Origin of the sequence: Saltatorellus ferox, assembly GCA_007751475.1 — a bacterium.
GTDB lineage: Bacteria > Planctomycetota > UBA1135 > UBA1135.
Genome location: CP036434.1, coordinates 728,333 through 752,325 on the forward strand (window position 1 = coordinate 728,333; position 23,993 = coordinate 752,325).

Annotated in this window: 21 protein-coding genes; 12 read left to right on the plus strand and 9 right to left on the minus strand. The window is 66.7% G+C overall.

Features of this window, described 5'->3' with window-relative positions; genetic code table 11:
- Position 1: 1 nt before the first annotated feature.
- Positions 2-358: a DUF1294 domain-containing protein gene (locus Poly30_RS28075; RefSeq protein WP_419190886.1), complete on the minus strand. Its 357-nt coding sequence runs from the start codon at positions 356-358 to the stop codon at positions 2-4.
- A 180-nt stretch (positions 359-538) separates the two neighbouring features.
- Between Poly30_RS28075 and Poly30_RS02735 the strand changes: the two genes are divergently transcribed.
- Positions 539-1,468, plus strand: coding sequence for a formate/nitrite transporter family protein (locus Poly30_RS02735; protein ID WP_419190887.1), 930 nt, complete (start codon positions 539-541; stop codon positions 1,466-1,468).
- On the opposite strand, the gene Poly30_RS02740 is transcribed toward Poly30_RS02735, so the two are convergent.
- Together Poly30_RS02740 and Poly30_RS28080 are read right to left on the minus strand one after the other, a co-directional pair.
- On the minus strand, positions 1,379-2,245 hold the full coding sequence (locus tag Poly30_RS02740; RefSeq protein WP_145194490.1) for a sterol desaturase family protein: 867 nt from the start codon (positions 2,243-2,245) through the stop codon (positions 1,379-1,381). The two genes, Poly30_RS02735 and Poly30_RS02740, sit on opposite strands and share 90 nt — an antisense overlap.
- A gap of 4 nt (positions 2,246-2,249) precedes the next feature.
- Positions 2,250-2,663, minus strand: a complete 414-nt coding sequence (locus Poly30_RS28080; protein ID WP_419190888.1) for a hypothetical protein — start codon at positions 2,661-2,663, stop codon at positions 2,250-2,252.
- A gap of 88 nt (positions 2,664-2,751) precedes the next feature.
- On the opposite strand from Poly30_RS28080, the gene Poly30_RS02750 reads away from it, so the two are divergent.
- The 3 genes from Poly30_RS02750 to Poly30_RS02760 all read left to right on the plus strand — a co-directional run bounded on the left by Poly30_RS02750 (position 2,752) and on the right by Poly30_RS02760 (position 5,348).
- Positions 2,752-3,321: an RNA polymerase sigma factor gene (locus Poly30_RS02750; RefSeq protein ID WP_419190889.1), complete on the plus strand. Its 570-nt coding sequence runs from the start codon at positions 2,752-2,754 to the stop codon at positions 3,319-3,321.
- Position 3,322: 1 nt separating this feature from the next.
- Complete coding sequence (locus Poly30_RS02755; protein ID WP_145194493.1) at positions 3,323-4,327, plus strand: hypothetical protein; 1,005 nt, start codon at positions 3,323-3,325, stop codon at positions 4,325-4,327.
- A 103-nt stretch (positions 4,328-4,430) separates the two neighbouring features.
- The gene (locus Poly30_RS02760; RefSeq protein WP_419190890.1) at positions 4,431-5,348 is read left to right on the plus strand and encodes a DUF1853 family protein; all 918 of its coding nucleotides are present in this window, start codon (positions 4,431-4,433) and stop codon (positions 5,346-5,348) included.
- Positions 5,349-5,417: 69 nt separating this feature from the next.
- Here the strand turns inward: Poly30_RS02760 and Poly30_RS02765 are convergent, their stop codons facing one another.
- Together Poly30_RS02765 and Poly30_RS02770 are read right to left on the minus strand one after the other, a co-directional pair.
- Positions 5,418-6,437 (minus strand): hypothetical protein, encoded by a 1,020-nt coding sequence (locus tag Poly30_RS02765; RefSeq protein ID WP_145194495.1) that lies wholly within the window; start codon positions 6,435-6,437, stop codon positions 5,418-5,420.
- Positions 6,438-6,688: 251 nt separating this feature from the next.
- Entirely contained in the window at positions 6,689-7,507 is an 819-nt protein-coding gene (locus Poly30_RS02770; RefSeq protein ID WP_145194496.1) for a DUF1266 domain-containing protein, read from the minus strand.
- Positions 7,508-7,762: 255 nt separating this feature from the next.
- Between Poly30_RS02770 and Poly30_RS02775 the strand changes: the two genes are divergently transcribed.
- Positions 7,763-9,091 (plus strand): outer membrane protein assembly factor BamB family protein, encoded by a 1,329-nt coding sequence (locus tag Poly30_RS02775; protein WP_145194497.1) that lies wholly within the window; start codon positions 7,763-7,765, stop codon positions 9,089-9,091.
- A gap of 494 nt (positions 9,092-9,585) precedes the next feature.
- On the opposite strand, the gene Poly30_RS02780 is transcribed toward Poly30_RS02775, so the two are convergent.
- Both Poly30_RS02780 and Poly30_RS02785 read right to left on the minus strand, forming a co-directional pair.
- Entirely contained in the window at positions 9,586-10,644 is a 1,059-nt protein-coding gene (locus Poly30_RS02780; protein WP_145194498.1) for a hypothetical protein, read from the minus strand.
- 254 nt (positions 10,645-10,898) lie between these two features.
- Positions 10,899-11,591, minus strand: a complete 693-nt coding sequence (locus tag Poly30_RS02785; protein ID WP_145194499.1) for an HAD family hydrolase — start codon at positions 11,589-11,591, stop codon at positions 10,899-10,901.
- Between the two features lie 144 nt (positions 11,592-11,735).
- On the opposite strand from Poly30_RS02785, the gene Poly30_RS02790 reads away from it, so the two are divergent.
- Positions 11,736-14,759: a sigma-70 family RNA polymerase sigma factor gene (locus tag Poly30_RS02790; RefSeq protein ID WP_145194500.1), complete on the plus strand. Its 3,024-nt coding sequence runs from the start codon at positions 11,736-11,738 to the stop codon at positions 14,757-14,759.
- Positions 14,760-14,773: 14 nt separating this feature from the next.
- Here the strand turns inward: Poly30_RS02790 and Poly30_RS02795 are convergent, their stop codons facing one another.
- The gene (locus Poly30_RS02795) at positions 14,774-15,382 is read right to left on the minus strand and encodes an HNH endonuclease (RefSeq protein ID WP_145194501.1); all 609 of its coding nucleotides are present in this window, start codon (positions 15,380-15,382) and stop codon (positions 14,774-14,776) included.
- 281 nt (positions 15,383-15,663) lie between these two features.
- Between Poly30_RS02795 and purH the strand changes: the two genes are divergently transcribed.
- Positions 15,664-17,253 (plus strand): bifunctional phosphoribosylaminoimidazolecarboxamide formyltransferase/IMP cyclohydrolase, encoded by a 1,590-nt coding sequence (gene purH, locus Poly30_RS02800; protein ID WP_145194502.1) that lies wholly within the window; start codon positions 15,664-15,666, stop codon positions 17,251-17,253.
- Here purH and Poly30_RS02805 read toward each other — a convergent pair whose 3' ends face one another.
- A complete protein-coding gene (locus Poly30_RS02805) occupies positions 17,254-18,483 on the minus strand; it encodes a S1 family peptidase (protein ID WP_145194503.1) in 1,230 nt (409 codons plus the stop codon).
- 565 nt (positions 18,484-19,048) lie between these two features.
- Between Poly30_RS02805 and Poly30_RS02810 the strand changes: the two genes are divergently transcribed.
- Genes Poly30_RS02810 through pilM form a run of 5 tightly spaced genes read left to right on the plus strand, consistent with a single transcriptional unit; the run spans position 19,049 to position 23,987 of the window.
- Positions 19,049-20,347 carry a bifunctional 3,4-dihydroxy-2-butanone-4-phosphate synthase/GTP cyclohydrolase II gene (locus tag Poly30_RS02810; protein WP_145194504.1) on the plus strand — a complete coding sequence of 433 codons (1,299 nt, stop codon included), beginning with the start codon at positions 19,049-19,051 and terminating at the stop codon, positions 20,345-20,347.
- Between the two features lie 50 nt (positions 20,348-20,397).
- On the plus strand, positions 20,398-21,111 hold the full coding sequence (locus Poly30_RS02815) for a sigma-70 family RNA polymerase sigma factor (protein WP_419190891.1): 714 nt from the start codon (positions 20,398-20,400) through the stop codon (positions 21,109-21,111).
- Positions 21,108-21,830, plus strand: coding sequence for an anti-sigma factor family protein (locus Poly30_RS02820; RefSeq protein ID WP_145194506.1), 723 nt, complete (start codon positions 21,108-21,110; stop codon positions 21,828-21,830). The genes Poly30_RS02815 and Poly30_RS02820 overlap by 4 nt, the downstream gene beginning before the upstream one ends.
- 32 nt (positions 21,831-21,862) lie before the next feature.
- Positions 21,863-22,201, plus strand: coding sequence for a hypothetical protein (locus Poly30_RS02825; RefSeq protein ID WP_145194507.1), 339 nt, complete (start codon positions 21,863-21,865; stop codon positions 22,199-22,201).
- 19 nt (positions 22,202-22,220) lie between these two features.
- Positions 22,221-23,987: a pilus assembly protein PilM gene (gene pilM / locus Poly30_RS02830; protein WP_145194508.1), complete on the plus strand. Its 1,767-nt coding sequence runs from the start codon at positions 22,221-22,223 to the stop codon at positions 23,985-23,987.
- The last annotated feature ends 6 nt before the right edge of the window (positions 23,988-23,993 follow it).

Sequence of the window (23,993 nt, forward strand, 5' to 3'; positions counted from 1 at the left end):
CTCACTGCATCAACCACCACCCCAGCGCCGCGACATTCAGCGCGGCGAGGAGCGGGTGCAGGATCTGGAAGACGCGTTTACGCGTCTTGTGGCGCAGCGTTCGCATCGCGAGCACCGCCGCGGGACCTCCGCCGACCATCGAGAGGAGGTGCAGCGTCCACTCCGGCACCCGGAATCCGCTGCGCTTCGCCTGACGCTTGTCGATCCACCAGGTCGGGTAGGTGCCGAGGTTGATCCCGAGGACCCAGCCGACGCCCGGATCGACGTCGCCGAAGGACTGGGCCACGGCCACGCCGGCCGCTCCGAGCGCGAGCGCTGGCACGAGCGTGAAACGAATCGGGTTGGCTCTCATTCCCATGGCGGGGAGCATAGCCCCCGAAACCTGGAGCGTTGCCCCCCAATTCCTGGAGTCGCCGGGCAGCCTCGCCCAACGAAGTGCATCGAGTTCCACGGATGGAGCGAATCCACGGGAGAATCGCATCCGGGCCAGGGCATGTCGCCCTGGCCCCTTTTTCCCATGGCTCGTGGAGTCCCTTCCTTGACCGACACAACCAGTGCCAGCGACGAGCTGGGCCCCGCCCCAGGGAACGAGAAGACCGAGCGCCAGATCGAACGCGGGCGCGAGGACAGCCGTTTCATTCCGGTGGTGCTCAAGCGATCGGATCAGTCGGTTCGGCATCCCGACGACGTCCTCAGGAACGCGATCCAGGAGGGCACGGAGCAGGCGGGCAGGCCGCTCGCCTCGCTCTTCCTGTCTGCCATTTCTGCGGGGGCCATCCTGGGCTTCGCGGCGATGGCCGTCGGCGTGATGGCCACTCTGTTCGGAGCCGAAGGTCCGGTGCCGCAGCGTATTTTGCTCGCGATCGTCTATCCCCTCGGGTTCGTCCTCTGCTTGATCAGTGGAACGCAGCTCTTCACGGAGCACACCGCGCTGGCCGTCTACCCGGTGCTGGACAGGCGGCGTTCGGTGACGTCCTTGTTCCGGGTCTGGGGGACGGTGCTGGTCGGGAACCTCGTGGGCTGTGCCCTGGGTGCGGGGCTGATCGCGATGGCGGACGGGGTGATCGGAGCGGCGGAAGGCTACGCGAGCGTGGCCGAGCACATGATGCACTACACCGCGACCGAGACGTTGATGAGTGCCGTGCTGGCGGGCTGGCTCATGGCGCTCGGCGGCTGGCTCATCCTCGCGACCTTGCCTGACTTCAGTCAGATCGCCGTTATCTACGTCACGACCTTCCTGATCGGACTCGGTGGGCTGCACCACTCGATCGCCGGAACGTCGGAGATCCTCGTGGCGGCCTTCACGGGGGCGCCCGTGACGGCGGGCGGAGCGATCACGACGATCGCGACTGCGGTCCTCGGCAACCTGATCGGGGGTTCACTCTTCGTAGGCGTCCTGAACTACGGCCATATCCGGGAGACGCAGCTCGTCCGAGAGGACGACGGGGATTCGAGCCGGGACGGGTGAACGCTCGGGCGTCTGCATGCGGAAGCCCAGGATCGGCTCCACCAGCTGGGCCAGGTAGCCGTGACGGATCCTCGCATGCACGCCATAGCGCCCGGGCATGTGTCCGGGGTCGTGGTAGGTGCCGAAGACGAGGTCCATCAAGGGGCTCAGGTTCGCGAAATTGATGCGGCTGTGCAGGCCGACGTCGTGGTGCCAGTGATGAAGCCGCGGCGAGCCGAGCAAGTACCGCAGGGGGCCCGGGTCGAGGCTCGTGTTCGAGTGGATGTAGACCGCCCAGAGCCCGCGGAACAGCGCGAAGCCGGCGATCAGCTCCAGCGGGAAGCCGAGGAGGATCGCCGGCAGGTTCTCGACGGTGCGCGTGAAGAGGTTGTCGAAGGGATGCTCGCGGTAGGCGGCCAGGAAGTCGAGCCGTTCCGCCGTGTGGTGGACTCTGTGGAAGCGCCAGAGGAACGGGCTGCTGTGGCTCCAGCGATGCGCCCAGTAGATGCAGACATCGCAGAGGACGACCACGGTCAGGATCTGAAGCCAGAGCGGCCATGCGCCCACCGACTGGCGGACGCCCGCGAGCGGTAGCTCGTTGGTCCACCGTCCCACCGCGACGAGCGCGAGGACGACGGGGGCCGTCCAGAGGAAGTGCTGACCGAGGAAGAAGAGCAGATCCGTGCCCCATTCCTTGCGCCGGATCGCCTGCTCGTGGGCCGGAAAGAGCCGCTCGAGCGGAAGGTAGATCAGCGCCAGCAGAGCGAGCGCCAGGGCGCCGCTGAGAACGGAGTCCATCACGTCACGAGCCCTCACGGATCGTGTCCGAGGTCGTGGCTTGCTCGGCTGCCCCGGGCAGCGTGGCCGTGACCGGCTGCTCTTCGATCGGAAAGACGATGGGGACGGACTTCGAGGAGGGGAGGAAGACGGGCCTCTGGACGACTTCTGGTTCAGCGAGGTCCACGGTCTGGAGCAGCTTCGACGAGTAGAGGAAGTGGTTGGAGGGAGCCTCCTGGGACGCCGGTGCTGGATCTTCTGCGGTCCGGAGCAAGCTTTCCTGAGTCGGGCCGTTCTCAGGCGTCTCCGAGGCCCGAGTGGCGCTCCTCTGCGCATTCATCACCAGGAAACCGGCGACGCCGATGGAGGTGACGAGGGCGGCGACTCGAAGAAGGGTCAGGCGACGCGACGGACCTGCTGGGCCACTGGAGGGAATCATGGCTTCGGAAGAAAGGACAAAGGACCCGTGGGGAAAGACCGGGTCGGGTGTCCTGATGGTAGCGCGTTCCCTTCGCGCCGACCTCCCCATGGATGAACCCACCTGGATCGAACTGTATCGTCGCGAGATGCCCTTGCTGTACGGCATGGTCTCCCGCCGCGTTGGCGGCGAGCGCATGCTGGCCGAGGATGTCACCCAGGAGGTCTGGCTGCGGGCTCTGCGGTCCTGGGAGGCAAGCATGCCGCCCGACGCCCCGGGGGCGTGGCTTCGCACCGTGGCGCTGAACGTCCTGCGCAACTACTTCCGTAGGAGATCCATCGAGTCGGCGACGCTGACCGAGCTTGGCCTCGGGGCGGACGACGTTCTGGTGGAGGAGCACGCCGTGGCCCGGGTGGGGGGGACCGGGATGGCGGGGGCCGAGAGGGCGCACCGCATCCAGGCAGGGCTCGCTCGTCTGCCGCCCGAACAGGCCCTGCTCCTCGAAGAGCGCTACTTCGACGGCCTCTCCGTGCGGGTCCTGGCCACGGCCCGGAAGACGACCGAGCGCGGCATCGAGGGGCGGCTTCACCGTGCACGCGGAGCCCTGGCCCGCGCACTCGGGGGCGAGCCCGACACGACTTCCATCCCCAACCCCACTTCTCCTTCCCACCATGAATGACATGCACGCCCCTTCCGCTGAGTTCACACGCTTCCTCGAATGGCAAACCGTGACGACCTTGCGTCGCTCCGAGCGTTTTCGCCTCGATGATGACGACGAGATTGCGGACCCGAATGCGGACCCGACTGCGTTCGCCCTGGTCGCGGTCGATTCCCCGGGGATCGCGGCGGGAAACGAAGGGAGCGGAGCCTGGCCTCGCTTTGCGCGCATCATTCGTATCGCAGCGATCGTCCTCTTCTCGATGACGGCCGGTGCCGCCGGCGTGGTGGCAGCCGAGCGGGCGCGCGACTCCAAGGTGGTGGAGCGACTCCTGGCGGCGCAGACCATCAAGATCACCCTGGAGGAGCAGCGATTGGCTGCGGCCAAGGAGGCGTTGGCGAAGACCCGTCGCCGCGTGGAGGCCGGGTACGCTCCGCGCTGGAGCGTGCTGCCCCTGCGCGAGAATCAGGCGATAGCCGAAGAGCAGCTCGCCCTCCTGCGCATGGACGCCGAGGAGATTCGCGTCGCGGGGCGTGAGCCGCTCAGGTCGCTCGCGAGTCCGGTGGTGGCCGGTCGAGACTTCGTCGAGGAGCGACTGCTTATTTCCCTTGAGGCGCGGCGGACGCTCTTGGGCATCGCCGAGGAGCGCTTCCAGCTCGAGAAGCGGCTCGTGGGGAATGGCCTGGCACCCTTCTCGTCCGCGGCGAAGGAGAAGGTCCTGCTCGATCTCGCGGGCCTCGAGATCGACCGTCTCGAAGGCCAGCGAAAGCTGCGCAAGGCCTTCGTCGAGGGTGAGTACGAGAGCGACGACGTCGTCCGGCTGGGTCGACTCCAGGAGGTCGAGCTTCGCGGTCGCGAGCTCGAGGTCCGGCGCGCCCACGCCGCCGCGCAGCTCGAAACCGCGGAGAAGCTCATCGCTGGCGGGCTCGCCCCGGATGACACGGAAGCGATTCGAGCCGAACTCGCGCGGATCGATGCCGAGGTCGAGCTCAACGGGCTGGAGCGCTCGCTCTACGAGGGACGATAGAGCAGCGCGCGGGGTGGCCACCGATTCAAGGGCGGCGCAAGCTCGCGATCCACCGTCTGAGGTATCTTGCTGGGTACGTCGCCGCCGTTGCCCGTGCCACTTCATGACCTCGCCCCCGCCCCTTCGGAACCGCGTCGTTCGTGACCTGTGGTGGGCGGTGACGGCTCCCGGCCTCGTCGACGAGGACTCTCTTGTCTCCGTGCCGCGATTCGATCCGGCCGGTCTGCTCCCGTCCTTCGTGGCTCTCGACGCCGATCCAGGACCGCTCCGGAGGGCCGTCGCGGGTAGCTGGGGGCGGGAGAGGATCCGACTCGGCGCCTACTTCGAGGACCTCCTTCGTTTCTTCGTCGTGCATATCGCGGGGCACGGTGAGGCGGTGAGCGGCGTGGTGATCCGCGAGGGGACGAGAACGGTGGGCGAGCTCGACCTCTTGTTCCGCGATGGAGCGACCTGCCACCACTGGGAACTCGCGGTGAAGTTCTACTTGCACGTGCCGAACCTTGCTCCGGATCCGGGCGACTGCTTCGTGGGCCCGCAAACCCGGGATCGCCTCCACAAGAAGCTGGCCAGGGTCCGGCGTCACCAGCTCCCGCTGGCGAAGGACCCTGCCGCCGCGAACGCGCTCGCTGCGTGGCAGCCGCTCCGAAGCGCCGCGCTTCTCCGTGGCCGTCTGTTCTACCCCGCGACCTCTCCATGGCGCTCGGTCGTCGAGGCCCCATGGATGGCACCCGATCACCTGCGGGGGTGGTGGCTCCCCTTCGATCGCTGTGAAGAGCTGCTGCCCCATGCTCACTCGTACGCCCTGCTGACCCGGCGTGAATGGTTGGCGCCCATCGATGCGACGAACGACCCGGTGAAGTCCTGGAGTCGAGAACGCCTCTGCGCCTGGGCCCAGGAGGCGGCCGCAAGCTGGCCAGAGGGAGTCGATCGATCGCACGTCGTCGCCGGACTCGACGCGGACGGAATTGAGCTACACCGCGGTTTCCTCGTGTCGGTAGGCTGGCCGGGGGACCTTGCCTAGCCTTCTGCGACCCGGTCCTGGCGGAAACGCGTCACTCGATCAGTTTCCGACGGTACCGCAGGAGGCGGTTCAGCGCGGCTGGACGACGAACGATGCGGCGTTCGTCGCGCCGACGCCCAAAAGCGAGTCGCGGTAGATGGTCTGCAGGTAGACCGTATCGCCCTGCGACTGGTTCGTGAGCTGGAGATCGAAGTCCGCGCTTCCGGTACCCGTGGGCTGTACCCCGCCTTGACGCGTGACCGAGCCGCCAACGCAGAGGTTGTAGCTACCCATTGGCACGTTGGCCGGAGCGGTGGCGACGAAGAGGATGGCGAACGAGGAGGCCTGAAGGTTCTCGGCGCGAATCGTCAGGTACTCGGTGCCTTCTTGCTGAGAGCCGAAGGCGGCCAGGGTCGCGGCTGTCCCCGTCGAACCCGCCGGGGAAGTGCAGTACTCCGTGAGCAGCGCAGCGTCCAGCTCGTACGTCACGATCACCGTGGTGCTCGCGGACGCGCTGGAGGACATGAGGTCCAGCTGAAACGGCACCAGATTGCCGCTTCCATCTCTGCCCGTCAGAGAGACATCACCAAGACTCAGACTGGTGGAAAACGACGCTCCGTTGACGACTGTACTCCAATCTGGACTGCTGTCCGTGATGGTCGTGTCCATGATGCACGTGAAGGTGTCGCACGTGAAGGGCCCTTGCACGTACGAGACGGATTCGCCAGGTCCCAGCAGGCTTCCGGAACCAACGGATCCTCCGGTGCTGTTGTAGTCCGAGGGGCCCCAGGTGCACAGACCACCGCAGGCGGCTCGGCCGTCGTATCTGATGCCGTAGATCTCCGTACCGGCGGAGCTGAGTGCGGTGGCGTCGAGTTCGAACGAACCGACGACCACGCCCTCCGCGAAAACCTCTCGCGTACGAACGCCGTCCCCCGTCGGAATGGCAAAGTTCAATCGGGCATCCACGACCGCGCTCGCAAGCGCAAAGGTGCTGTCCACGCCAGATACGGCGCTGGCGCTGTCGATTTCGGTCGCCGTGTACGTGGCCACTGCTTGGATGGATTGCTGAAGAGGTGCGCTAGCGAGCAAGCAGAGGGAAACGAGCATGATAGGTATCGAAGATGGGGAATCGAAGCGTGGGTTGGGAGAACTACCGGGGCTACACGCTCAGGGCGGAAGGAACACCGACTCCACGCGAAACTCTACCTTTCTTTGTTCGTGCCGTGAGCGCTCACTCTGAGAGCCTGAGCGAGAATTGCTCTGGCTCGACGCGCATCCGTGGCGGTCCCGCCAAAACGTGGCGGTTTCCTCGTGTCGGTAGGCTGGCCGGGACGCGGTCCGTAGGGCGCGCCAGCTCTTCAGCTCCAGCTCACCTTCTTCCAGGGACTGTCGTGGGCGTCGCTGACGGCATCGATCACGCTGCGCAGGTTTGGATTGTCCAGCTGGCTCATACCGTTCCAGACAGCGCGTCCGATCACGTAGCTCTTGTGGAACTCGGCCCAGGAGCCGAACTCCGATCGAGCGCGCTCGCCTGCCTCGCGGATGAACCCCCATGCCTCCTCCTCCGTCAGATAGCCGGCGGTGTGACAGAAGCGAGCGACCGTGACGGCGCGGCTGTAGTCCCAGGCGCTCGTGCCGCGGTCGAGGTCGCTCGGGGATTCGATGTAGCCGCGCCGCTTCAGCTCATCGTGTGTTTCGATGAAGTTCCCGAGCGGCTCCTCCAAGCGTGCGGCCGCGTTTCCGCCGAGCTCCTCTTCGAGCTGTTCCACCGAGGCTTTCGAGGGATCCGGGCCCACGAAGCGAAGAACGACGTCGAACGCGTCGCGGTGCCCCACGTCGAGCAGCCAGCGCAGCGTGGTCTTCGAATCTGCGCCCGTCTTGACGTCCCAGGATTCCGCGAGAACGCCCTGCATCTCTGCCGCGTGCGCGCCTGTTGCGAGCGTGTCCACGGGGAAGCCCCACATCGCACTCAGAACAGCACCGATGGAGAGATCGCGCACGTCCTCGTCCCTGGCCTTGGATGCAGCGGTGGGGAACATCTTGGGGATGACGGCGCCGCCCCTGGCTGCGCCGTCCCTCCGCGATGTGATCGAGATGGACCACCAGAGAAGGCCGACGAGTGAGAGGCCGAACGTCCAGCCAAACCAGGGAAGGCCAAGGAGAGCGAAGAGAGTCATGGGGGAGGACCGTGGCAGGGAAGAGGAAGGAGCTCTCAGCAGTAGAGTCGTACATGCGCTGCTCGAGACGAACGCCCCCTCAGCTTGCCGTCTCGAGCGTGGTGAGGCGAGTGAGCGCGGAGGACTCGTGTCATCGAATCGTCACGGATCGCGCTGCTGGTATCGAAGCCTCTTCGATCGCTCAGGATTCCTGTGACGCGGGGCCTGCCCGTCCCTCGCACGGGTAAGCTCCCAGCTCTCCCTTTCGATCCGATCATGAAAGCTTTCGTCATGCGCTGCCCCGACTGCGGCGCTCAGCTCAAGGCCGACAAGGGCCTCACCGAGTGCACCTACTGCGGTACGTCGATCATGATCGACGACGGCAAGGAAGCTCCAGCGGACCTGGCCCCGCCTGGCGCGATCCCCCAGGTGGCAGACGCGTCAGGTCCCGATATTTCGCCGCGCCTGATTCTCACCGGGAGCCTCGTTCTCTTGGTCGTGTCCATCATCGGGATCGCCAACTCATTGAGAGAGGAGGGCGCAGCGTCCCGCGTGGAGCGGGGGCGCGCGCCCACCTCCCGTCCCGTGGCGTTGTCCGGTAGTAGCGCGCCCAAGGCCCCGACGATCCGCTGGGGCGCCAGGAAACCCGTGGTTCAGGCCATCGACGAGGATGAGGTGCTCGATCTCGTCACCTCGTTCGACGGCGCGGATAGCGAGGTCTACGTCGCGGCCTTGAACGGCATCGATGGAAGCGTTCTGTGGCGCACGGAGGCGGTCCCCGGACTGTCGGGCGGGGCCAGGGCTCGCATCCTCGTGGGGAAGACCGCGGTCTTCGCGGCTGGACCGACCGGGGAGTTGACGGCCTTTTCCCTGCGTGAAGGCGGAACCCTGTGGACGATCCGGCTCGCGGAGGTCGTGGCCTCGATCCATCCTCTCGAGGGCGTCGAAGAGCCCACGGTGGCGGTGCGGCTCAAGGACGAGAGTCACGTGCGGGTCAGCCTGGCGCGAGGCGGTTTACAGCCCGGACATCCCGACGAAGGCGAGTGGCCGGAGGCGCTGCCATCGCTCAGCGGGGTGAACGAAAACGCGGGGACGAAGACGGTGAACGTGTTCGGGACGCGGCGGATGGGAGAACTCACCATCGACCATGCTCTGGTCGCTCTCGACGGATCCTTCCAGATCGGTCTTGGAAGGCGGCGCAAGGGATCGGAGACACCGACCCTTCTTCGCCTCGACGGAGTGACCGGTGATCCCCTCGATCGCACCGAGTGGAAGGAGATCTGGAAGACGCCCATCGCGGGGGTGGACCCTCTCGCCGCGCGTTTGCCGCTCGGCCTCTCGGGCTTCTTCCACGCCAGCCATGAGTACGCTTGCGCGGCCTACATGGGGGAGGGCGCGATCGGCATGAGTCCCACCCGATTTTCCGCCTTCGACATGACCGACGGTCGGCGCCTTTGGGATCGAGAGCTACCGGAGCGCGCTATGTTCACGTCGGTCACCGTCGTGGGGCATCGCGTCTACGTCGTCGCGGGAAGGCAACTCATGGTCCTGGACGTCGTTAGCGGTGAGCTCCTCTTCTCGGTGAAGGAGCTCGCTCTCGCTTGAACGAGGCCGCAGCGATTCATAGACCCGTGGCATCCGAGGGGAGGTAGCGAGCCCGACCCAAACCTGGCGGTACCGAACCCGACCCAAACCCGCCACGTTTCGAAATGTACCGGTACCGCCAGACGGCCTGCGCCATCCCCAGGCGGAATCAGTGGCTTCACCGATGCCGTCGCAGCGCCAGGCTGGTCAGCTGTCGGCGGCGTGGCCTGTCGACTGCCAGCACCACGTCTTGGGTTGCCACTCATGGTTTCCTGGCCCGGCGAGCACCGGATCGAGGAAGGCGCGAGCTGCCTCGAAAGCCTCCGCAATCGTTGGCCAGTCGAGCTGGTCCTCCTTTGGCGGTACCGAACCCGACCCAAAGCCGCCACGTTTCGAAACGAAGAGAAACCCTTCAAATCGAAACGTGGCGGCTTTGGGTCGGGTTCAGTACCGCCAGGTTCAGTACCGCCACGAACGGTCGCAAGTCGCAGGTGGGGTCGGGGTTACCCAAGGACTCAGCGGCCGTCGTCCATCGCAAGGACTTCGGCAATCCAATTCTCGATAGCCAATGCGCTCTCCTGCGCCCCCTGGATCCGCTGGTGGAGCTCGACGTTGGCCCCCGCGAACGGGAACCAGTCGCGGTCGAGTGCCCTGGCCTCGGCCACGAGCGCTGCCATGCGCTTCGCCTCGGGCTCCTGATCGAAGAGCTGCCTCTGGACGGCCACCGCCAGCTCGAGACCCACCGCACGGTCGGTCGTAGCATTCCCGCCCACGCGATAGGCGACCCGCCGCCAGCCATGGCTCACCGCCCACCAGTCCGGACTTGACCCCCCGTACAGTCGAGCCACCGCGCCCCTGTGCGTTCGCATGGCCTCGGCGTTGATGTCGATCGAATCCAGGGCGGCGAGCAAGCGAGCGCGCTGAGCCAGGCTCATGCGGAGGCCATCGGCCTGGCAGACTTCGTACGCGCGACGGGCCTGTTCCATGACGACGCACCCCACCAATAGTCCAGAGAGATGGCGCTTCGTCAAGGTCGACCCGAGGTGCAGGGTGGCGAGCATCGCATCGAAGCGCTCGTCGAGCTCCCACGCGGGCACATCGCCCGAGGCAGCTGATGCCAGTAGCTGAGCTACCTTGAGCGCGTCGGAAAGCCGGAACGAGTCAGACTCGAGATCGTAGGGGAATGGAATCATTCTCGCGTGCGGTGGCGCGCATGCGGCCAGCACTTCTTTCCCCAGGGCGTGGAGTTCGCGCTGGCCCTCTTCCGACAGGCGGGCCGCCGAGGGCGATACGGATCCTCCACCCGCGTTCTGACCAAGCCAGTCCGATAGGTGTGTGGACAGCGGCCCGAGGTCGAGCGCGGAGTACGGAGGCGGCCCATCGATCAGCTCGTAGGGGCGCGCAGCGTCGATCGCCCGGTCGAGGCGCCCAGGATCCAGGCGGGTCACGGCACGCACCAGCACCGCGGCGATCCCCACGAGGACGATCCATCGGAAGATCCTGGAGGGCTCTGCATGGGCTCCGGACTCCTTGGAGCCCGAGGTGGGGAAATTCTCGGAAGGGTGCTCGGTCAAGATGAATCAGGATCGGTGGAAACGAACGTGCAGGCCACGGTCCGACGGCCCCCCGCGCCGTATTCTTCCCCCACGAACCCGAGAGATGCTCCAGCCGAACCCGTTCAGGGCGCGTTTTGAAACGTGGCGGCTTTGGGTTGGGTTCGGCACCGCGAAGGGTCTGCGTCGTCGCGGGAAGGCAACTCATGGTCTTGGACGTCGTCCGCTGTCCACCGCTCTCGTCGGTGAAGGAACTCGCTCTCGACTGAGCGAGGTCAGGATGAATCGGAGACCCGTGGCATCCGATGACCCGGCAGATCACCGGCGATCCGCTCCAGGACTTTGAGGATCGGGTCCGGCTGGGAGAAGTCCCTGAACGAGTTGCGTGTACCGAGTTCCTGGACGCGTCTTCCAATCCCGATCATCGGAATCCCGAGCGCGCGAGAAGCCTCAACGTCCCAGGGAGCATCCCCGAAATAGACCGCTCGTTCGAGGGTGGCTCCGGCGCGCAGCGCCGCCAATGGGAGGATATCTCTCCGACGGGGCGTGTCGCTCGACGTCGCGTGGGGGAATCTGGACAGGTCGATCCCACAGCAGTCGAGCTTGAACGCGGCCTCTGAGTCGAAGCCGCCTGTGGCGAAGGCCACCGTGAAAGCTGGGTCCTCGTGCAGCCGTTCGATGAATGGAACCGCTCCGGGGAGAGGTGAAAAGTCACCTGGGAACTCCGGCCTGGCTTCGCGCAGTCGTTGGACGAAGCGTTCCTGGAACAGGCGCGCCCTGGTGGTCGAGTCCGGATCGGCCTTCAGCAGTTCCTGTGTGATCCCGCTGCTCGTCGGCTCCTCGTACCGTGTCCAGTCGATCGATTCGAGAGATCGGCCGCAAGCCTCTTCGAACGCAGCGGCGAAGCACCGGCCTTCGACTTCCTGCGTGTCGCAGATCGTTCCGTCGATATCGAAGAGGATGAGCATGGATTCCAGGGGTCGTCGCGAAAGGCGACATGTCCCGGCGGGCGTGTGTCTGGCTGTCTGAGAGTAGACTGGCGATCCGTGGTCCGAGTCGTTTGGAGAGATTCTTGCCAACGATCCACGGGTCAGACAACAGGGGAGGGCACCATGGAACCTCAACCCAGAAGCCGCCGCTCTCGCTCCGCCGTGAACCTCGACGAACTCCTCCAGCACGCCGAATGGCTGCGCGGGCTCAGCCGCTCGCTCGTTCGCGATGGGAACGAGGCCGAGGATGTTTTTCAGGAGTCGATGCAGGTCGCGCTCGCGCGCCTCGATCGCGCCGGGGAGGCCGGGGAGGCCGGGACCGCGGGGGCGATCGGTCGGCCGTGGCTGGCAGGCGTCGCCAGGATGGTCACTCGCGCTCGCCAGAGGCGCGCCGCGGAGAGCGCGCGCCGGAACGCGGTCGCCGTCCGGGAATCGAACCGCGCTGCGACCACGGGCTCGCCCCTCGACGACCTCGAGGTACTGGACCAGCAGCGCAGCCTGATCGAACACGTCGGCGCACTGCCCGACGTGCAGCGGCGCGTGATCCTCGCACGCTTCTATGAAGGCCTCGCGCCACATGAGATCGCCGTGCAGACGGGCGCCAACGTCGCCACGGTCAAGAGCCAGATCCAGCGCGGCCTCGCGGCGCTGCGTGAGCGGCTCGACGGAGAATACGGCGATCGGCGCAGCTGGGCGGTCGCGCTCCTGCCGCTCGCCAAGGCGAGCGAGCTGCAGGCGCTCAAGGCAAGTGCGGTGGCGGGGAGCGCGATCGCCATGTGGACGAAGGTGGCGGCCGCCATTCTGTTGGCGCTGGGCCTGGGGATCCTGTGGAAGGAAACACGCCTCGAGAGTACGCACGCGGCTCGGCTGGTGCCGCTCGGCGCATCGACGGAAAAGGTCGACGACGATCCTGGACCTGTGGCGATGGAGATTGCGGCGGCTGCTGGCGAGCGGGTTCCGCAGGAAGCGGCAACGGATCGAGCGACTCCCGACGACGAGGCGCCCTCGAGGGCATCCGCACACGGAAGTCTCGACCCCGTCTCCGTGGCTCCGCTCTCCCCATCGGCCGCGAGCGGGGAGTTTGGCGACCTCATCGTTCGCTGCGTGCAGGAGGGGAGCTCGCTCCCGGCGCCCGACGTCTACGTGGGTCTTCGCGCCAGCGCCGATCAGCCCGATGGGTCCTACCCACGAGGACAGCGAAGCGGCGCCGACGGCGTCGCTCGCTGGGACGGGATTCCGGCGGGGCCGTACTTCGCGCGCACCCAGCGCGTCGAAGTCGCGGCGGGGGTGGCGACCGAGATGCTGATCGAGGTCCCCTGGAGGGCCATGATCCGCGGGCGAGTGGTGGACTGGTCGGGGCAGCCGGTCGTGGGAGCGATGGTGGCCGAACTGGAGGGTGCACGGGACGTCACGGATGCCGAAGGACGCTTCGAGCTTCACGTCGTGCCCCACACGGCCTGGGTCAAGGCGACGGCCGATGGCTTTCAGCACTCGGACGTGGCGGTCGTCTCCGCCGACGTGCGGACGAAGCGTGACGTTCTGCTCACGATGCGCCGCGGCGGCGCATCGCTCTCGGGCACCGTGCTGGCGCCCGACGGAGCCGCGGTCGCGGGCATCCATGTTCGAGCCGATGAGACCGAGCGCTACCGAGACGAGCATCGGCGCGATTACAACCTCTCCACCATGGGGTGCACCACGGACAGCGCCGGGCGGTATCGGTTCGACGGGCTTCTTCCCGTGCCACTCCGTGTCAGCGTTCGGAGCGGGCCCTTCGGTTCGTTCGAGCGGACGGTCGACATCGAACAGGACGCCGTGGAGACACTGGACATCTCGCTCCCCGCGGCTCTCGAGCTCTTCGGCAAGGTCACGGACGCCAGCGGCGAGCCCGTCGCGGGCGCCACGGTGTCCGTCTACACGGGCCGGCCAGGAGTCATGCAGTCGATGGAGACGGACGCAGCAGGGGACTACCGCTTCGAATCGGCCCCTTCGGGCGCGAGGGAGTTCCGCGTGGGCCACCTGGAAGCCGGAAGCGTTCGCGTGACCCCGACGCTGCCCGCGAGCGGAGCGCATCGCGTGGACTTCACGCTCCCGGGAACCGTCGGCGACACCCGCCAGGCGCTCCGCGGCCAGGTGCTCGACGCCGCGGGCGTGCCACTGGAGAAATGGACGGTCCTCGCCAGTTCGCCCGAAGGCATGGCCACGATCGGCTACACCGACGCCGAGGGGCGATTCGAGTCCCGGCGCGAAGGCCGCTGGATGAAAGACCTCTCCGTTCTGTCGCCGCGCATCTACGGTCGCGTCGTCCAGTCCTTCCCGGACCTCGCACTGGCGAACTCGCCCGTGGTGCTCGGCGTGACGACGCGGATGGGGTCGATCCGCGGCAGCGTGGAGGACCGCTCCGGTGGTTTGCCGGAGGATGCGCAGGCGCAGCTCCATACCCTCAACGGGCCCTACGTGCAAAGCGCTCTGTCGACGGCGGCTCCGAACTTCGAATGGAGCGAACTTCCGCCCGGTGAGTACCAGATCCGGATCGCCGGCACAGGTCGTGCGACCCGGAAGATCCCGGTGAAGCTCGACCCCGGGCAGAACCTCGACCTGGGCACGCTGGTCTCCAGCGCGGGCGGCCAGCTGGAGCTGCGCGGCTTGCCCGCCGGGGTGCCTTCGTTCGTTCTGGTCTCCGATCGCGCGGGCGTCGTGTCGGACCCGATCGAACTCCGGCCAGGGCAGAGCACGCTCTCGTCTCTACGGGAGGGGCCCGTGTTCGTGAACTCCATGACGCCCGGCCGCGCGACGCGATCCTTCGAGGCGCTCATCGAACCCGGACAGGTCACAGTCCACCGGTGTGACGAAACGCCTGGATACGTGCACCGGGTGGCCGTGACCGTGAATGGCCTGTCGCCCCAGAGCACCTCCCAAGGGGCCGTGCTCGTCGGCTATTCGGTGGAGGACGCCGCGAGCGGTGAGGTGGTCGCGTCGTTCCTTCAGGTGGCGATGGGGGCCGACATGGAGCTCGCGCCTCTCGCGCCCGGCGCATACCGCATTCGAGCCTTTACGCACGAAGGATACCGCGGCAGTACGCTGATTCACGTCATGGAGAACGGCACGAACGGCCCGACGCCGCTCGATCTTCGCCTTCCTGGGCTGTAGCCCCGTGCCGCCGCTCAGCCCGCCGACTTCCCGTTCGCCTGACCGAAGTGCTTGTCCGCCACGAATCGCCGCCAGGCCTCGCGCTTCTGCGTTCCCGCGACCTCGAAGATCGGGGACCACTGGGGAGCGCGCGGGCGCGCGAGCAGCTTCATGCCGATCTGTTCCGGCAGCTTCGAACCCTTGCGGCGGTTGCACTGCACGCACGCGAGCACGCAGTTCTCCCACGAGGTTTCGCCCCCCCGCGCCCGCGGCACGACGTGGTCGATCGAGAGTTCGGCGTGCCCGGGGAAGCGCCCGCAGTACTGGCACATCGACTGATCGCGGCGCAGAAGGTTGCGGCGCGTGAAGGGTAGGTGCTGCTTCGGCACGCCGGCGAAGCGCGTGAGCACGATCACCTCGGGGACGCGCAGCTCCATCCGGACCGTGGCGATGCTAGGCGCATCCGGTTCGATCGGGAGCTCCACCCACGAGTCGAAGTCATGCACCTCGAACGTCGCCGGTTCGATGGCCTGGGCCGAGCCCGTGAACAGGAGGGATATCGCGTGCCGAACCGGCGTGGTCGCAATGGCCATCCAGGAACGGTTCAGAACGAGCGTATCCTGGGTCAGGATGGACGCTGTCATGGCGTGGAGAGGGGAGTCTCGAAGGTTCGCGGCTCAGGTCTGGATGTCATCACGGGTCGGCTTCGGCCTTGGACACCATAAGGAAACCGCTCCCGGCGTCGAGTCTGGAATAGGCCGCCGGACACGGATCCACGAGACCTTGACACGACGAATCCTGTTGCGGGGCTGACTCCTGGATTCCCCGGGGGCAGATTTCGGGAAGGAGCGGTACGATGGTCGGCTCCCTTTTTCCAAGACTCAAACCCTACCGAAGCCTCCGAGTGGAGGTTCGGAATCGCCCCATGGCACGACCGATCAAGCGCGCTCTCCTCTCCGTTTCCGACAAGAATGGCCTGGAGAATTTCGCGCGACAGCTGACCGACTACGGCGTCGAGATCCTCTCGACCGGCGGTACTTTCAAGGCCCTCGAGGCGGCCGGGATCCCGGTGGTGGAGGTCAGCGCCCACACCGGCTTCCCCGAGATGATGGATGGCCGCGTCAAGACGCTGCACCCCATGATCCATGGCGGCATCCTCGCCGTTCGCGACAACGTCAGCCACGCGGCCGCGATGGACGAGCACGCGATCGCACCCATCGATCTGGTGGTCGTGAACCTCTACCCCTTCGAGGAGACGATCGCGAAGGAGGACGCGACCCGCGACGAGTGCGTCGAGCAGATCGACATCGGCGGTCCTTCCATGGTTCGCTCTGCGGCCAAGAACCACAAGTTCGTCTCGATCGTGACGGAGCCCGAGCAATACCCCGAGGTCCTCGGTGAGCTCCAGAAGCACGAGGGCGGGATCTCCTCGGCGTTCCGACGCGCTCTGGCGCAGAAGGCGTTTGCGCGCACCGCCGCCTACGATTCGGCGATCGCCACCTGGATGTTCGAGGCCGACCGTGACGCGTCCGACGAAGGCGCGCCGAAGTTCTCCGAGTCGTTCTCGCTGGCAGGAACCAAGGTCCTCGACCTCCGCTACGGCGAGAACCCGCACCAGGCCGCCGCGTTCTATCGCACCGAGCCCGCGCCGGAGCCCTGCGTGGCGCACTCCGAGGTGCTGAACGGCAAGGCGCTGTCCTTCAACAACCTCGTGGACCTCGACGCCGCCCACGCGCTGGCCGCCGAGTTCGAAGAGCCCTTCGTCGCCGTCATCAAGCACACGAACCCCTGTGGCGCGGCCACCGGCGGCACGATCGCCGAGGCCCTCGAGCGCGCGTGGTCCGGCGACCCCTTGAGCGCCTTCGGCTCGGTGCTTGCCTTCACGCGCCCGGTCGACATGGCGAGCGCGGAGTTCCTCGTCGAGGGCAACCGCTTCGTCGAGGCGATCGTCGCCCCTGACTTCGACGAGGACGCCTTCGAGTACCTCACGCAGAAGCCGCGGTGGGGGAAGAACGTGCGCCTGCTCGCCTGTGGAGCGTTCGGCCCGTCGACGCGGAGTCGGACGGCGCCCGAGGTCAAGAAACTCATCGGCGGCTTCCTCGTGCAGGATCGCGACCTGACGGCGGAAACGGCGTTCGAGGCCGTTTCCGAGGCGAAGGCGACCGAGGCTCAGCTCGCGGAGCTGGCGTTCGCGAACCGCATCGCCAAGCACGTCAAGTCGAACGCGATCGTGCTGACGAACGACTCCACCGTGGTGGGCGTCGGCGCGGGCCAGATGAGCCGCGTCGACTCGGTGCGACTCGCCGCTCACAAGGCGGGCGATCGCGCGGCGGGTTCCGTGCTCGCGAGCGACGCGTTCTTCCCGTTCCCCGATGGCGTGGAAGCAGCCATCGACGCAGGCATCGCCGCGATCGTTCAGCCCGGCGGCTCCGTGCGCGACGATGACGTGGTGGCAGCGGCGAACGCGAAGAACATCCCGATGGTGTTCTCCGGCGCGCGCCACTTCAAGCACTGATCAGCGCAGGACGATCGTCGCCTCGCCGCGGCTCTCCACGACCTCGGCGATCTGCGAACCATCGATCCAGTCGTAGAACTCTTCCAGCGGCGTCACGAGCCCCATGTGCGGAATCACCGTCGGGCGAATGGCGCCGTGCGTGTAGATCTTCGAGAAGATGCCGAGGAGCTCGTGGCTGGTGTCGGAGTAGATGCCGCCGCCCGAATTGCCGATGTAGGTTGGCGCCGAGATCATCCAGAAGCGCTCGGACGAGACGCTGTGATAGAGGTCGGACAGGTGCCCGCGGGTCGGGATCGGATCGTTGCCGAGCGGGCATCCGACGGCGACGATCGGATCGAACACGCGCGCGGCTTTCAGTCTTGCTCGGGTGGGCAGCGCGGCTCCGACCGGGAAGGCCTCCGTCGAGTTCACGACCAGGAGGGCCGAGTCGAGCGGCGCGTCATAGGCGATGAGGGAGGCGGTCGCGTGGCGCTTCGCGCCGAAGGCATCGCGCAGCATCACTGGAATCGGCATGTCCTCGTCCACCGAGTCCGCGCGGATGTCGCGCACCACGTGCCATGCGGTCAGCAGGAGCGTCTGGTACTCGCCGTCGGTCCCATCGACGGGCTGGGACTTCAGGATCACGCCGCTGCCGACGGTCGCGTCGCCCGCGAGCTGGACGGTCGGGCCGACCATGTCGGTCCAGGCGTCGCCGCTCCCGCGGCCGACTTCCGCCGGGCTCGAAGCGACGGTCACCTCTCCGTTCCCGGAGATCTGGGCCCGCACGCCGCTGAGTTCGTCGCGCGTGGCCTCGACCAGGACGGCCTGGGCCTCCAGCGCCTCGGCGATTCCGTCCCAGCGGACCTCGACGCCCGCCTGGACCTCGTCGATGCGCTCCGCCTTGCGAGCGAGCGCCTCGACGGCGTCCAGCGCGGCACTCTGGGCCCGGAGCGCCGTCTTCGCCTCCTCGAGTTCCGTCTGCAGAGCCGCCATCTCGGCCTTGAGCTCGCGGGTCGCCGCGGCGGACTCCAGCCCTGAGGGCTGCTCTTCGAGTTGACGCGTCAGAGCGTCGATGCGGGCCTGCATCGCTCCGATCTCCGGGCCGCCGGTCCTGGAGCGCGCAGCGGCCTCCTCCATGGTGGCGAGCCGGCCTTCGAGTCCCACCTGGCGCGTGACGCCCATGGAGAGAAAGGTAAGGGCACCGGCGGCGCTGACGATGGCGATCACGTTCATGGCGATTGGGGAGTCCAAGCAGGGGAGACCCAGGGGGTCGGAAGCGGCCTTTTGCAACTTCGTAAGACTCCTGTTCGGTCGTGGCGCTCTCGTCGGTGAAGCCGTCGCGAGGAACTTCCCGGACTTGAGACACCCCAGGATCCTGATGTGGACAACTCCCCGGTGGACGCCTGGTCCGGAGCTGCCTTCATGACCGCTTTATGCGGCGTTCATGGAGTTATCCACATTTGCTGGGCTGTGAGCCCATGGGCATAAGCTGATTTATAGTCAAGGTTTATGGAGTGCCGGATTCCTTTTTCCCCGGTGGTTACACACGTCTCCACGATCCAGGGAGCCAATTCCCAGCTCCTGGGGCCCGTTTCCAGGAACGTTCAGAGGCCGTGGAAAATCTCCTTGCGAGGCGCTCCGTTCGGCCTCTGTGTGGGTCGGCGTGTCGCGCCGCCTTCGCCTCGCGACGGGTGTCTGGTGCGGGAACACGAATCGTCGGAGCCATCGTCAGCGCAAGAAGCAGGGCATCTGCCCGGCGTTCCGAGCGTGTCCGGGTCTACGATGGGGGCCGGCGGCGCGCCCGCCCCATCGATCCATGCCGATTTCACCCATTGAAGAGGTCGTCGAGGACCTGCGGCTTGGCCGCATGATCATCCTCGTCGACGATCCCGACCGCGAGAACGAAGGCGACCTGGCGATGCTCGCCGACGCCGTCACCCCCGAAGCGATCAATTTCATGGCCCGGGAAGGGCGTGGACTGATTTGCATGCCGATGTCGGGAGAGGTCTGCGACCGGCTCGAGCTGGGGATGCAGGCTGCCCACAACACGAATGCCCACGGGACGGGCTTCACGATCTCCATCGAGGCGGCCTCCGGGGTCACCACGGGGATCAGCGCGGCCGACCGCGCCCACACCATCAAGGTGGCGGCGAACGCCAACGCGAAGGCGAGCGATCTGGCCCGGCCGGGGCACATCTTCCCGCTCCGTGCGAAGGACGGCGGTGTGCTGGTTCGTGGCGGCCAAACCGAGGGGATGGTCGATCTCGCGCGTCTGGCAGGGGCCACTCCGACCGGCGTGATCTGCGAGATCATGAACGACGACGGCACCATGTCCCGCATGCCGGAGCTCGAGGTCTTCGCCGAGACGCACGACCTGAAGATCTGCACCATCGCCGACCTGATCGAGTACCGGCGCCGCCACGAGCAGCTCGTCGAGCCCCTCGTCGACCAGCCGGTCCCCATCCAGACCGCCCACGGCGTCTTCCAGATGCATCTGTTCCGGTCCAAGCTGGACGGGAAAGAGCACGTCGCGCTCACCCATGGACTGCCGGAAGCCAAGGACGCCGGCCCCGCTGACCCCGTCGACGGCGTGGTCCACGTGCGCGTTCACTCCGAGTGCCTGACGGGCGATGTCTTCGGCTCCCAGAGGTGCGACTGCGGGCCGCAGTTGGACATGGCCATGCAGATCCTGGCCTCCAAGGACCGCGGCGTCCTCGTCTACTTGCGCCAGGAAGGGCGCGGGATCGGTCTCGCGAACAAGCTGAAGGCCTACCACCTCCAGGACACGGGGATGGACACGGTCGAGGCAAACGAGGCCCTCGGGCTCCCCGTGGACCTTCGTGAGTACGGGATCGGGGCGCAGATCCTCTTCCACCTCGGGGTGCGCAGGATGAATCTGCTGACCAACAACCCCAAGAAGATCCACGGGCTGAGCGGCTACGGGCTCGAACTGGTGGATCAGGTCCCCCTCGAAATCGAGGCCAACCCCAATAACGTCAAGTACTTGCGTACGAAACGGGAGCGCATGGGACACACGCTGTCCGGGGCCCTGGATCCATCGCTGGATGGGTCATTGGGTGCACCTGCCGCAGAAACGGCAGCGCCGCGGGAATAGGCTTCCGGGGCCGGGCGTCCTCCTGGGCGCCCATGGGAGCCCTCATCCGAATGTCCAGCCACGACGCCTACCAGACCGCCGACGATTCCCAACTCGTCTCTGCGACCCTGGAAGGGCATGCAGAGGCCTTCGAGGTGCTCGTCGAACGCTACCAGCGCCGCCTTTTTGGCCTGGTCCGGAACTACACGAGGAACGCCGCCGAGGTCGAGGACATCGTCCAGGACACCTTCCTCAAGGCTTTCAGCCGACTCGAGACGTTCCAGCAGAGCTCCGCGTTCTACACCTGGCTCTATCGCATCGGGGTCAACACGATCCTGGACGTGATGAAGCGCCGGGGCCGGAATCCGGTGACCGCGGTCGAGGATCCGGAGCTCGTCGGGCGCACCGGCACGGGCGCATCGGACGCGACCCAGGAGAGGCTCTCGATCCGTCCCGACGCTCGACTCGAGCGAGAGGAAGTGGGCGAGATCACGCGCTCCGTCATGGATGAGCTGCCGGAGATCTTCCGGACCGTCCTCGTGATGCGCGAACTCGAGCAGATGGCCTACCAGGACATCGCCGACACGCTGGAAATCTCGATCGGCACGGTCGAGTCACGTCTGTTCCGGGCGCGTGCCAGATTCAAGCAGAAGCTGCTGCAGCTCCATCCGGAGTTCGCGGCGGGGCAGGAGGCGGAAGCGCGCGAGAGCACTCGCGCCGACCGCCAGAGGCGGAATTCCGCCAAGCAGGCAGACCAGAAGGGGGCCAGGAAGGCCAAGCCATGAAACACGACGATCATCCACTCGACCCGAACTCCGGCGGACCGGATGCGACCATGCGATGCGAGCGAGTGCTCGAGCTGGTGCCGACGTTCGTCGACGGCGAGGCCTCCGAGTCCCTTTCGAGCGCCGTTCGCAAGCACCTGATCGAATGCGCGGACTGCCGCGTGGTCGTCCAGGAAGAGAAGAGTCTGCGCCAGTGGTTCGAGCCCATCGCAGGGGAGGCGGGTCGCGCTGAGGTCGTCGTTCCGGAGGGCTTCGCAGCCCGGGTGACGGCCGTGGCGTTCGCCGGTTCCGTCGGGGACCATGCGGTCCCCATGCCTCTGCACACGACCGGCTCTCGCGGCGACTCGCAGGTTCGACGCGGCCCGCGTCTTCTGCGCTCCGTCGAAGGGCGCGAGGTCAGCGCTTCGAGCACTTCCGGGGAGAGGAACTCCCTTGGATTCCTCATGGGACTGACCGCGGTGGCGGCGGTGCTGATGGTCTCCTTCACGCTTATGCTCGCCCAGGACAGGCACCTGGATGTCGGCGATGCGCCGTTGAGCGCGGACGTTTCACCGCTGGACGAATCGCTCCGTGAGCTGGAGGCCTTGAACGAGGCCGAAGCGAAGGCGCTGGAGAGCGGAAGCGCAGAGGCTGCGAATCCTGCCGAGGCTGCCCCGCTCGATGGAGCCCTGACGGATATGGAAGGAGACTCCCAGGGTTCGGGAGCTGGCGAGCGGTGAAAGGGCTGCGCTTCTGGTCGGCGGTCATGGCCATGGCGTGGTTCCTCGCGGGGCTCGCCGCCGGCTACCTGATCTCCTCTCGCCAGGCCGAGCCAGCCGCCTGGATGGCTGACGCGGAGCACCTCCAGGAGACCTTCCAGCTGTCCGCCAAGCGCCGCTACGTCCTGAACCAGGTCCTCGACCACCACGACCGAGAGCTGCAGGAGATCGAGCGCCGCCACTTCGCCCAGACGCGCGAGGCGATGGAGCCCGAGATTCGCGCGCTCTTTTCCCGGACCGATGCCACGATCCGTGACACTATCATTCCACCTGCCCAGCGGGAGCGCTTCGATGAGCTGCGCCGCCCCCGGGTCCTGATTCCCGAACGCTAACTACCGGCCTCACCCATCCATGGCACGTTCCTGCGGCATACGCATCGGCCCTCGGCGGTTCGAACTCGTCGTTCTCGACGGCAGCCCCAAGCGGCACAAGATCTCGGCCTACTACACGGGCGAGTTCTCCCCGGAAGATGCAGTTGCCTACGCGGCCGGTGATGTGACGGGCGTGGCGCGCGAGCTGAAGGCGGCCGCGAAGGCCCACCGGATCCCGGTCGAGAACGTCACCGCGATCATCGCCACCGACCACGCGGCGTTCCGCCACGTCCAGCTGCCGTTCTCGGATCGTCAGAAGATCGACCAAGTCCTGAAGTTCGAGGTCGAGAGCGAGCTTCCGCAGTTCGATATCGATTCGGTCGTCGTCGATTACCATATCCTGAATTCCAACGACAAGGGCGCCGAGCTCATCGTGTCGGCGGTCCCCAAGGAGGACGTTCGGCGGGCGATCTCGGCCTGTGAGAAAGCGGGCTTCGAGGCCCTGGAAGTCGAACTCGAGGCGACGGCCATCGTCAACGCGGCCTTCGCCGCCGACATCTGCCACATCGACGACGCCCAGCTCCTCGTCCACGTGGGCGAGCACTCGACCTGTGTCGTGGTGGTGGCTGGCGGCGAGGTCAAGGAGTTCCGCGTGATCCATATCGGCGGGATGACCCATCTCGCCAGCGAGCTTCAGCAGGGCGACTCCAGGCTGTCCGACGCGGGCGCCGATGGCGCGGACGACCGCGAGGCCGACGTGATCGAAACCATCGATCCGATCGAGGCCTCGCGCAAGACCGAGCAGGCCGTCAAGCGGATCCGGCGCGAACTCGGGCGGACGATCTCGGCCGCCCGAACGCCCCAGGAGATCGAGGCCATCTACGCGTCAGGCATGGAACTCCCGGGGCTGATCGGCTCCGAGGTCATGGGCGTTCCCGTCTACGTGCTCGACTGCTTCGACGCCGACTCCGGCCAGCCGGCCGACGGCTTCGGCCAGCTCGTGGCGGCCTACGGCGGCGCGTTCCGCCAGCTCGGCGGCGGTTCGGTCAAGGCCGCGCTCCGTCGCGACGATCTGCGCTTCACCGGCACCTGGGAGCGACTGGAGTTCCCGATCGCGTTCGCGGCGCTGATGCTCGCCACGTTCCTCGGGATGACGCACATTCTCCAGTGGCGGAAGCTGGACAGGCTCAACCGGTTCGGCGTGCTGCCGTGGCTCACCAGCTCGAACAACTTCATCGTGGGCGGCGCGAGCAACGCCGACGCGAAGGCGAGGCCGCGGATGAACCCGGTGCCGCGCGATCTCGTCGAGCGAGCCAAGCCCTACTACACGGTCACGGCGCCGTGGCCCGAGGGTCTCGAGATGCCCATCGACGAGCTTCGCGTCGTCGAGGGCATGATCGACGAGAAGATCACGGAGCTCCAGAAGGAGGTGGGCGACATCCAGGACGTGCCGCTGCCGCCTTCGGCCTTCACCGCGACGACGCTCGTTCTCGGCGTGCTCGACAGCAACCCCGCCTGGCGTCCTTCGCTGCGCGCGCTGAGGGCCAGCTACGAGCGTGAGAAGAGCCCGGACCCCGAGCACATTCTGATCAAGCTCGACGCGACGTTCTTCGCCAAGGATTCGCTCGAAGCCACCACCCATCTCAGCGAGTTCGATCGCGCCCTGCGCGAGCAGCCGTGGCTGATGGACGTGGAAGACGTCAAGACCGAGCCGATCGAAGGCGACGGCGGCCTCACCTTCAAGGGCAAGACCATCCGGGTCGACCCGTCCAAGTTCCAGGGCAACCAGAAACCCTCTTCGAACTGAACCTTC

Excerpts from the sequence above, each read along its gene's own strand:
- Poly30_RS02775 (WP_145194497.1), top strand. The coding sequence starts at position 7,763 with ATGAAAGCTTTCGTCATGCGCTGCCCCGACTGCGGCGCTCAGCTCAAG.
- purH (WP_145194502.1), top strand. The coding sequence starts at position 15,664 with ATGGCACGACCGATCAAGCGCGCTCTCCTCTCCGTTTCCGACAAGAAT.
- Poly30_RS02795 (WP_145194501.1), bottom strand. The coding sequence starts at position 15,382 with ATGACAGCGTCCATCCTGACCCAGGATACGCTCGTTCTGAACCGTTCC.
- Poly30_RS02740 (WP_145194490.1), bottom strand. The coding sequence starts at position 2,245 with ATGGACTCCGTTCTCAGCGGCGCCCTGGCGCTCGCTCTGCTGGCGCTG.
- Poly30_RS02815 (WP_419190891.1), top strand. The coding sequence starts at position 20,398 with ATGTCCAGCCACGACGCCTACCAGACCGCCGACGATTCCCAACTCGTC.
- Poly30_RS02750 (WP_419190889.1), top strand. The coding sequence starts at position 2,752 with ATGGATGAACCCACCTGGATCGAACTGTATCGTCGCGAGATGCCCTTG.
- Poly30_RS02820 (WP_145194506.1), top strand. The coding sequence starts at position 21,108 with ATGAAACACGACGATCATCCACTCGACCCGAACTCCGGCGGACCGGAT.
- Poly30_RS02755 (WP_145194493.1), top strand. The coding sequence starts at position 3,323 with ATGCACGCCCCTTCCGCTGAGTTCACACGCTTCCTCGAATGGCAAACC.
- Poly30_RS02785 (WP_145194499.1), bottom strand. The coding sequence starts at position 11,591 with ATGCTCATCCTCTTCGATATCGACGGAACGATCTGCGACACGCAGGAA.
- Poly30_RS02825 (WP_145194507.1), top strand. The coding sequence starts at position 21,863 with ATGGCGTGGTTCCTCGCGGGGCTCGCCGCCGGCTACCTGATCTCCTCT.
- Poly30_RS02765 (WP_145194495.1), bottom strand. The coding sequence starts at position 6,437 with ATGCTCGTTTCCCTCTGCTTGCTCGCTAGCGCACCTCTTCAGCAATCC.
- Poly30_RS28080 (WP_419190888.1), bottom strand. The coding sequence starts at position 2,663 with ATGATTCCCTCCAGTGGCCCAGCAGGTCCGTCGCGTCGCCTGACCCTT.
- Poly30_RS28075 (WP_419190886.1), bottom strand. The coding sequence starts at position 358 with ATGGGAATGAGAGCCAACCCGATTCGTTTCACGCTCGTGCCAGCGCTC.
- Poly30_RS02770 (WP_145194496.1), bottom strand. The coding sequence starts at position 7,507 with ATGACTCTCTTCGCTCTCCTTGGCCTTCCCTGGTTTGGCTGGACGTTC.
- Poly30_RS02810 (WP_145194504.1), top strand. The coding sequence starts at position 19,049 with ATGCCGATTTCACCCATTGAAGAGGTCGTCGAGGACCTGCGGCTTGGC.
- pilM (WP_145194508.1), top strand. The coding sequence starts at position 22,221 with ATGGCACGTTCCTGCGGCATACGCATCGGCCCTCGGCGGTTCGAACTC.
- Poly30_RS02760 (WP_419190890.1), top strand. The coding sequence starts at position 4,431 with ATGACCTCGCCCCCGCCCCTTCGGAACCGCGTCGTTCGTGACCTGTGG.
- Poly30_RS02790 (WP_145194500.1), top strand. The coding sequence starts at position 11,736 with ATGGAACCTCAACCCAGAAGCCGCCGCTCTCGCTCCGCCGTGAACCTC.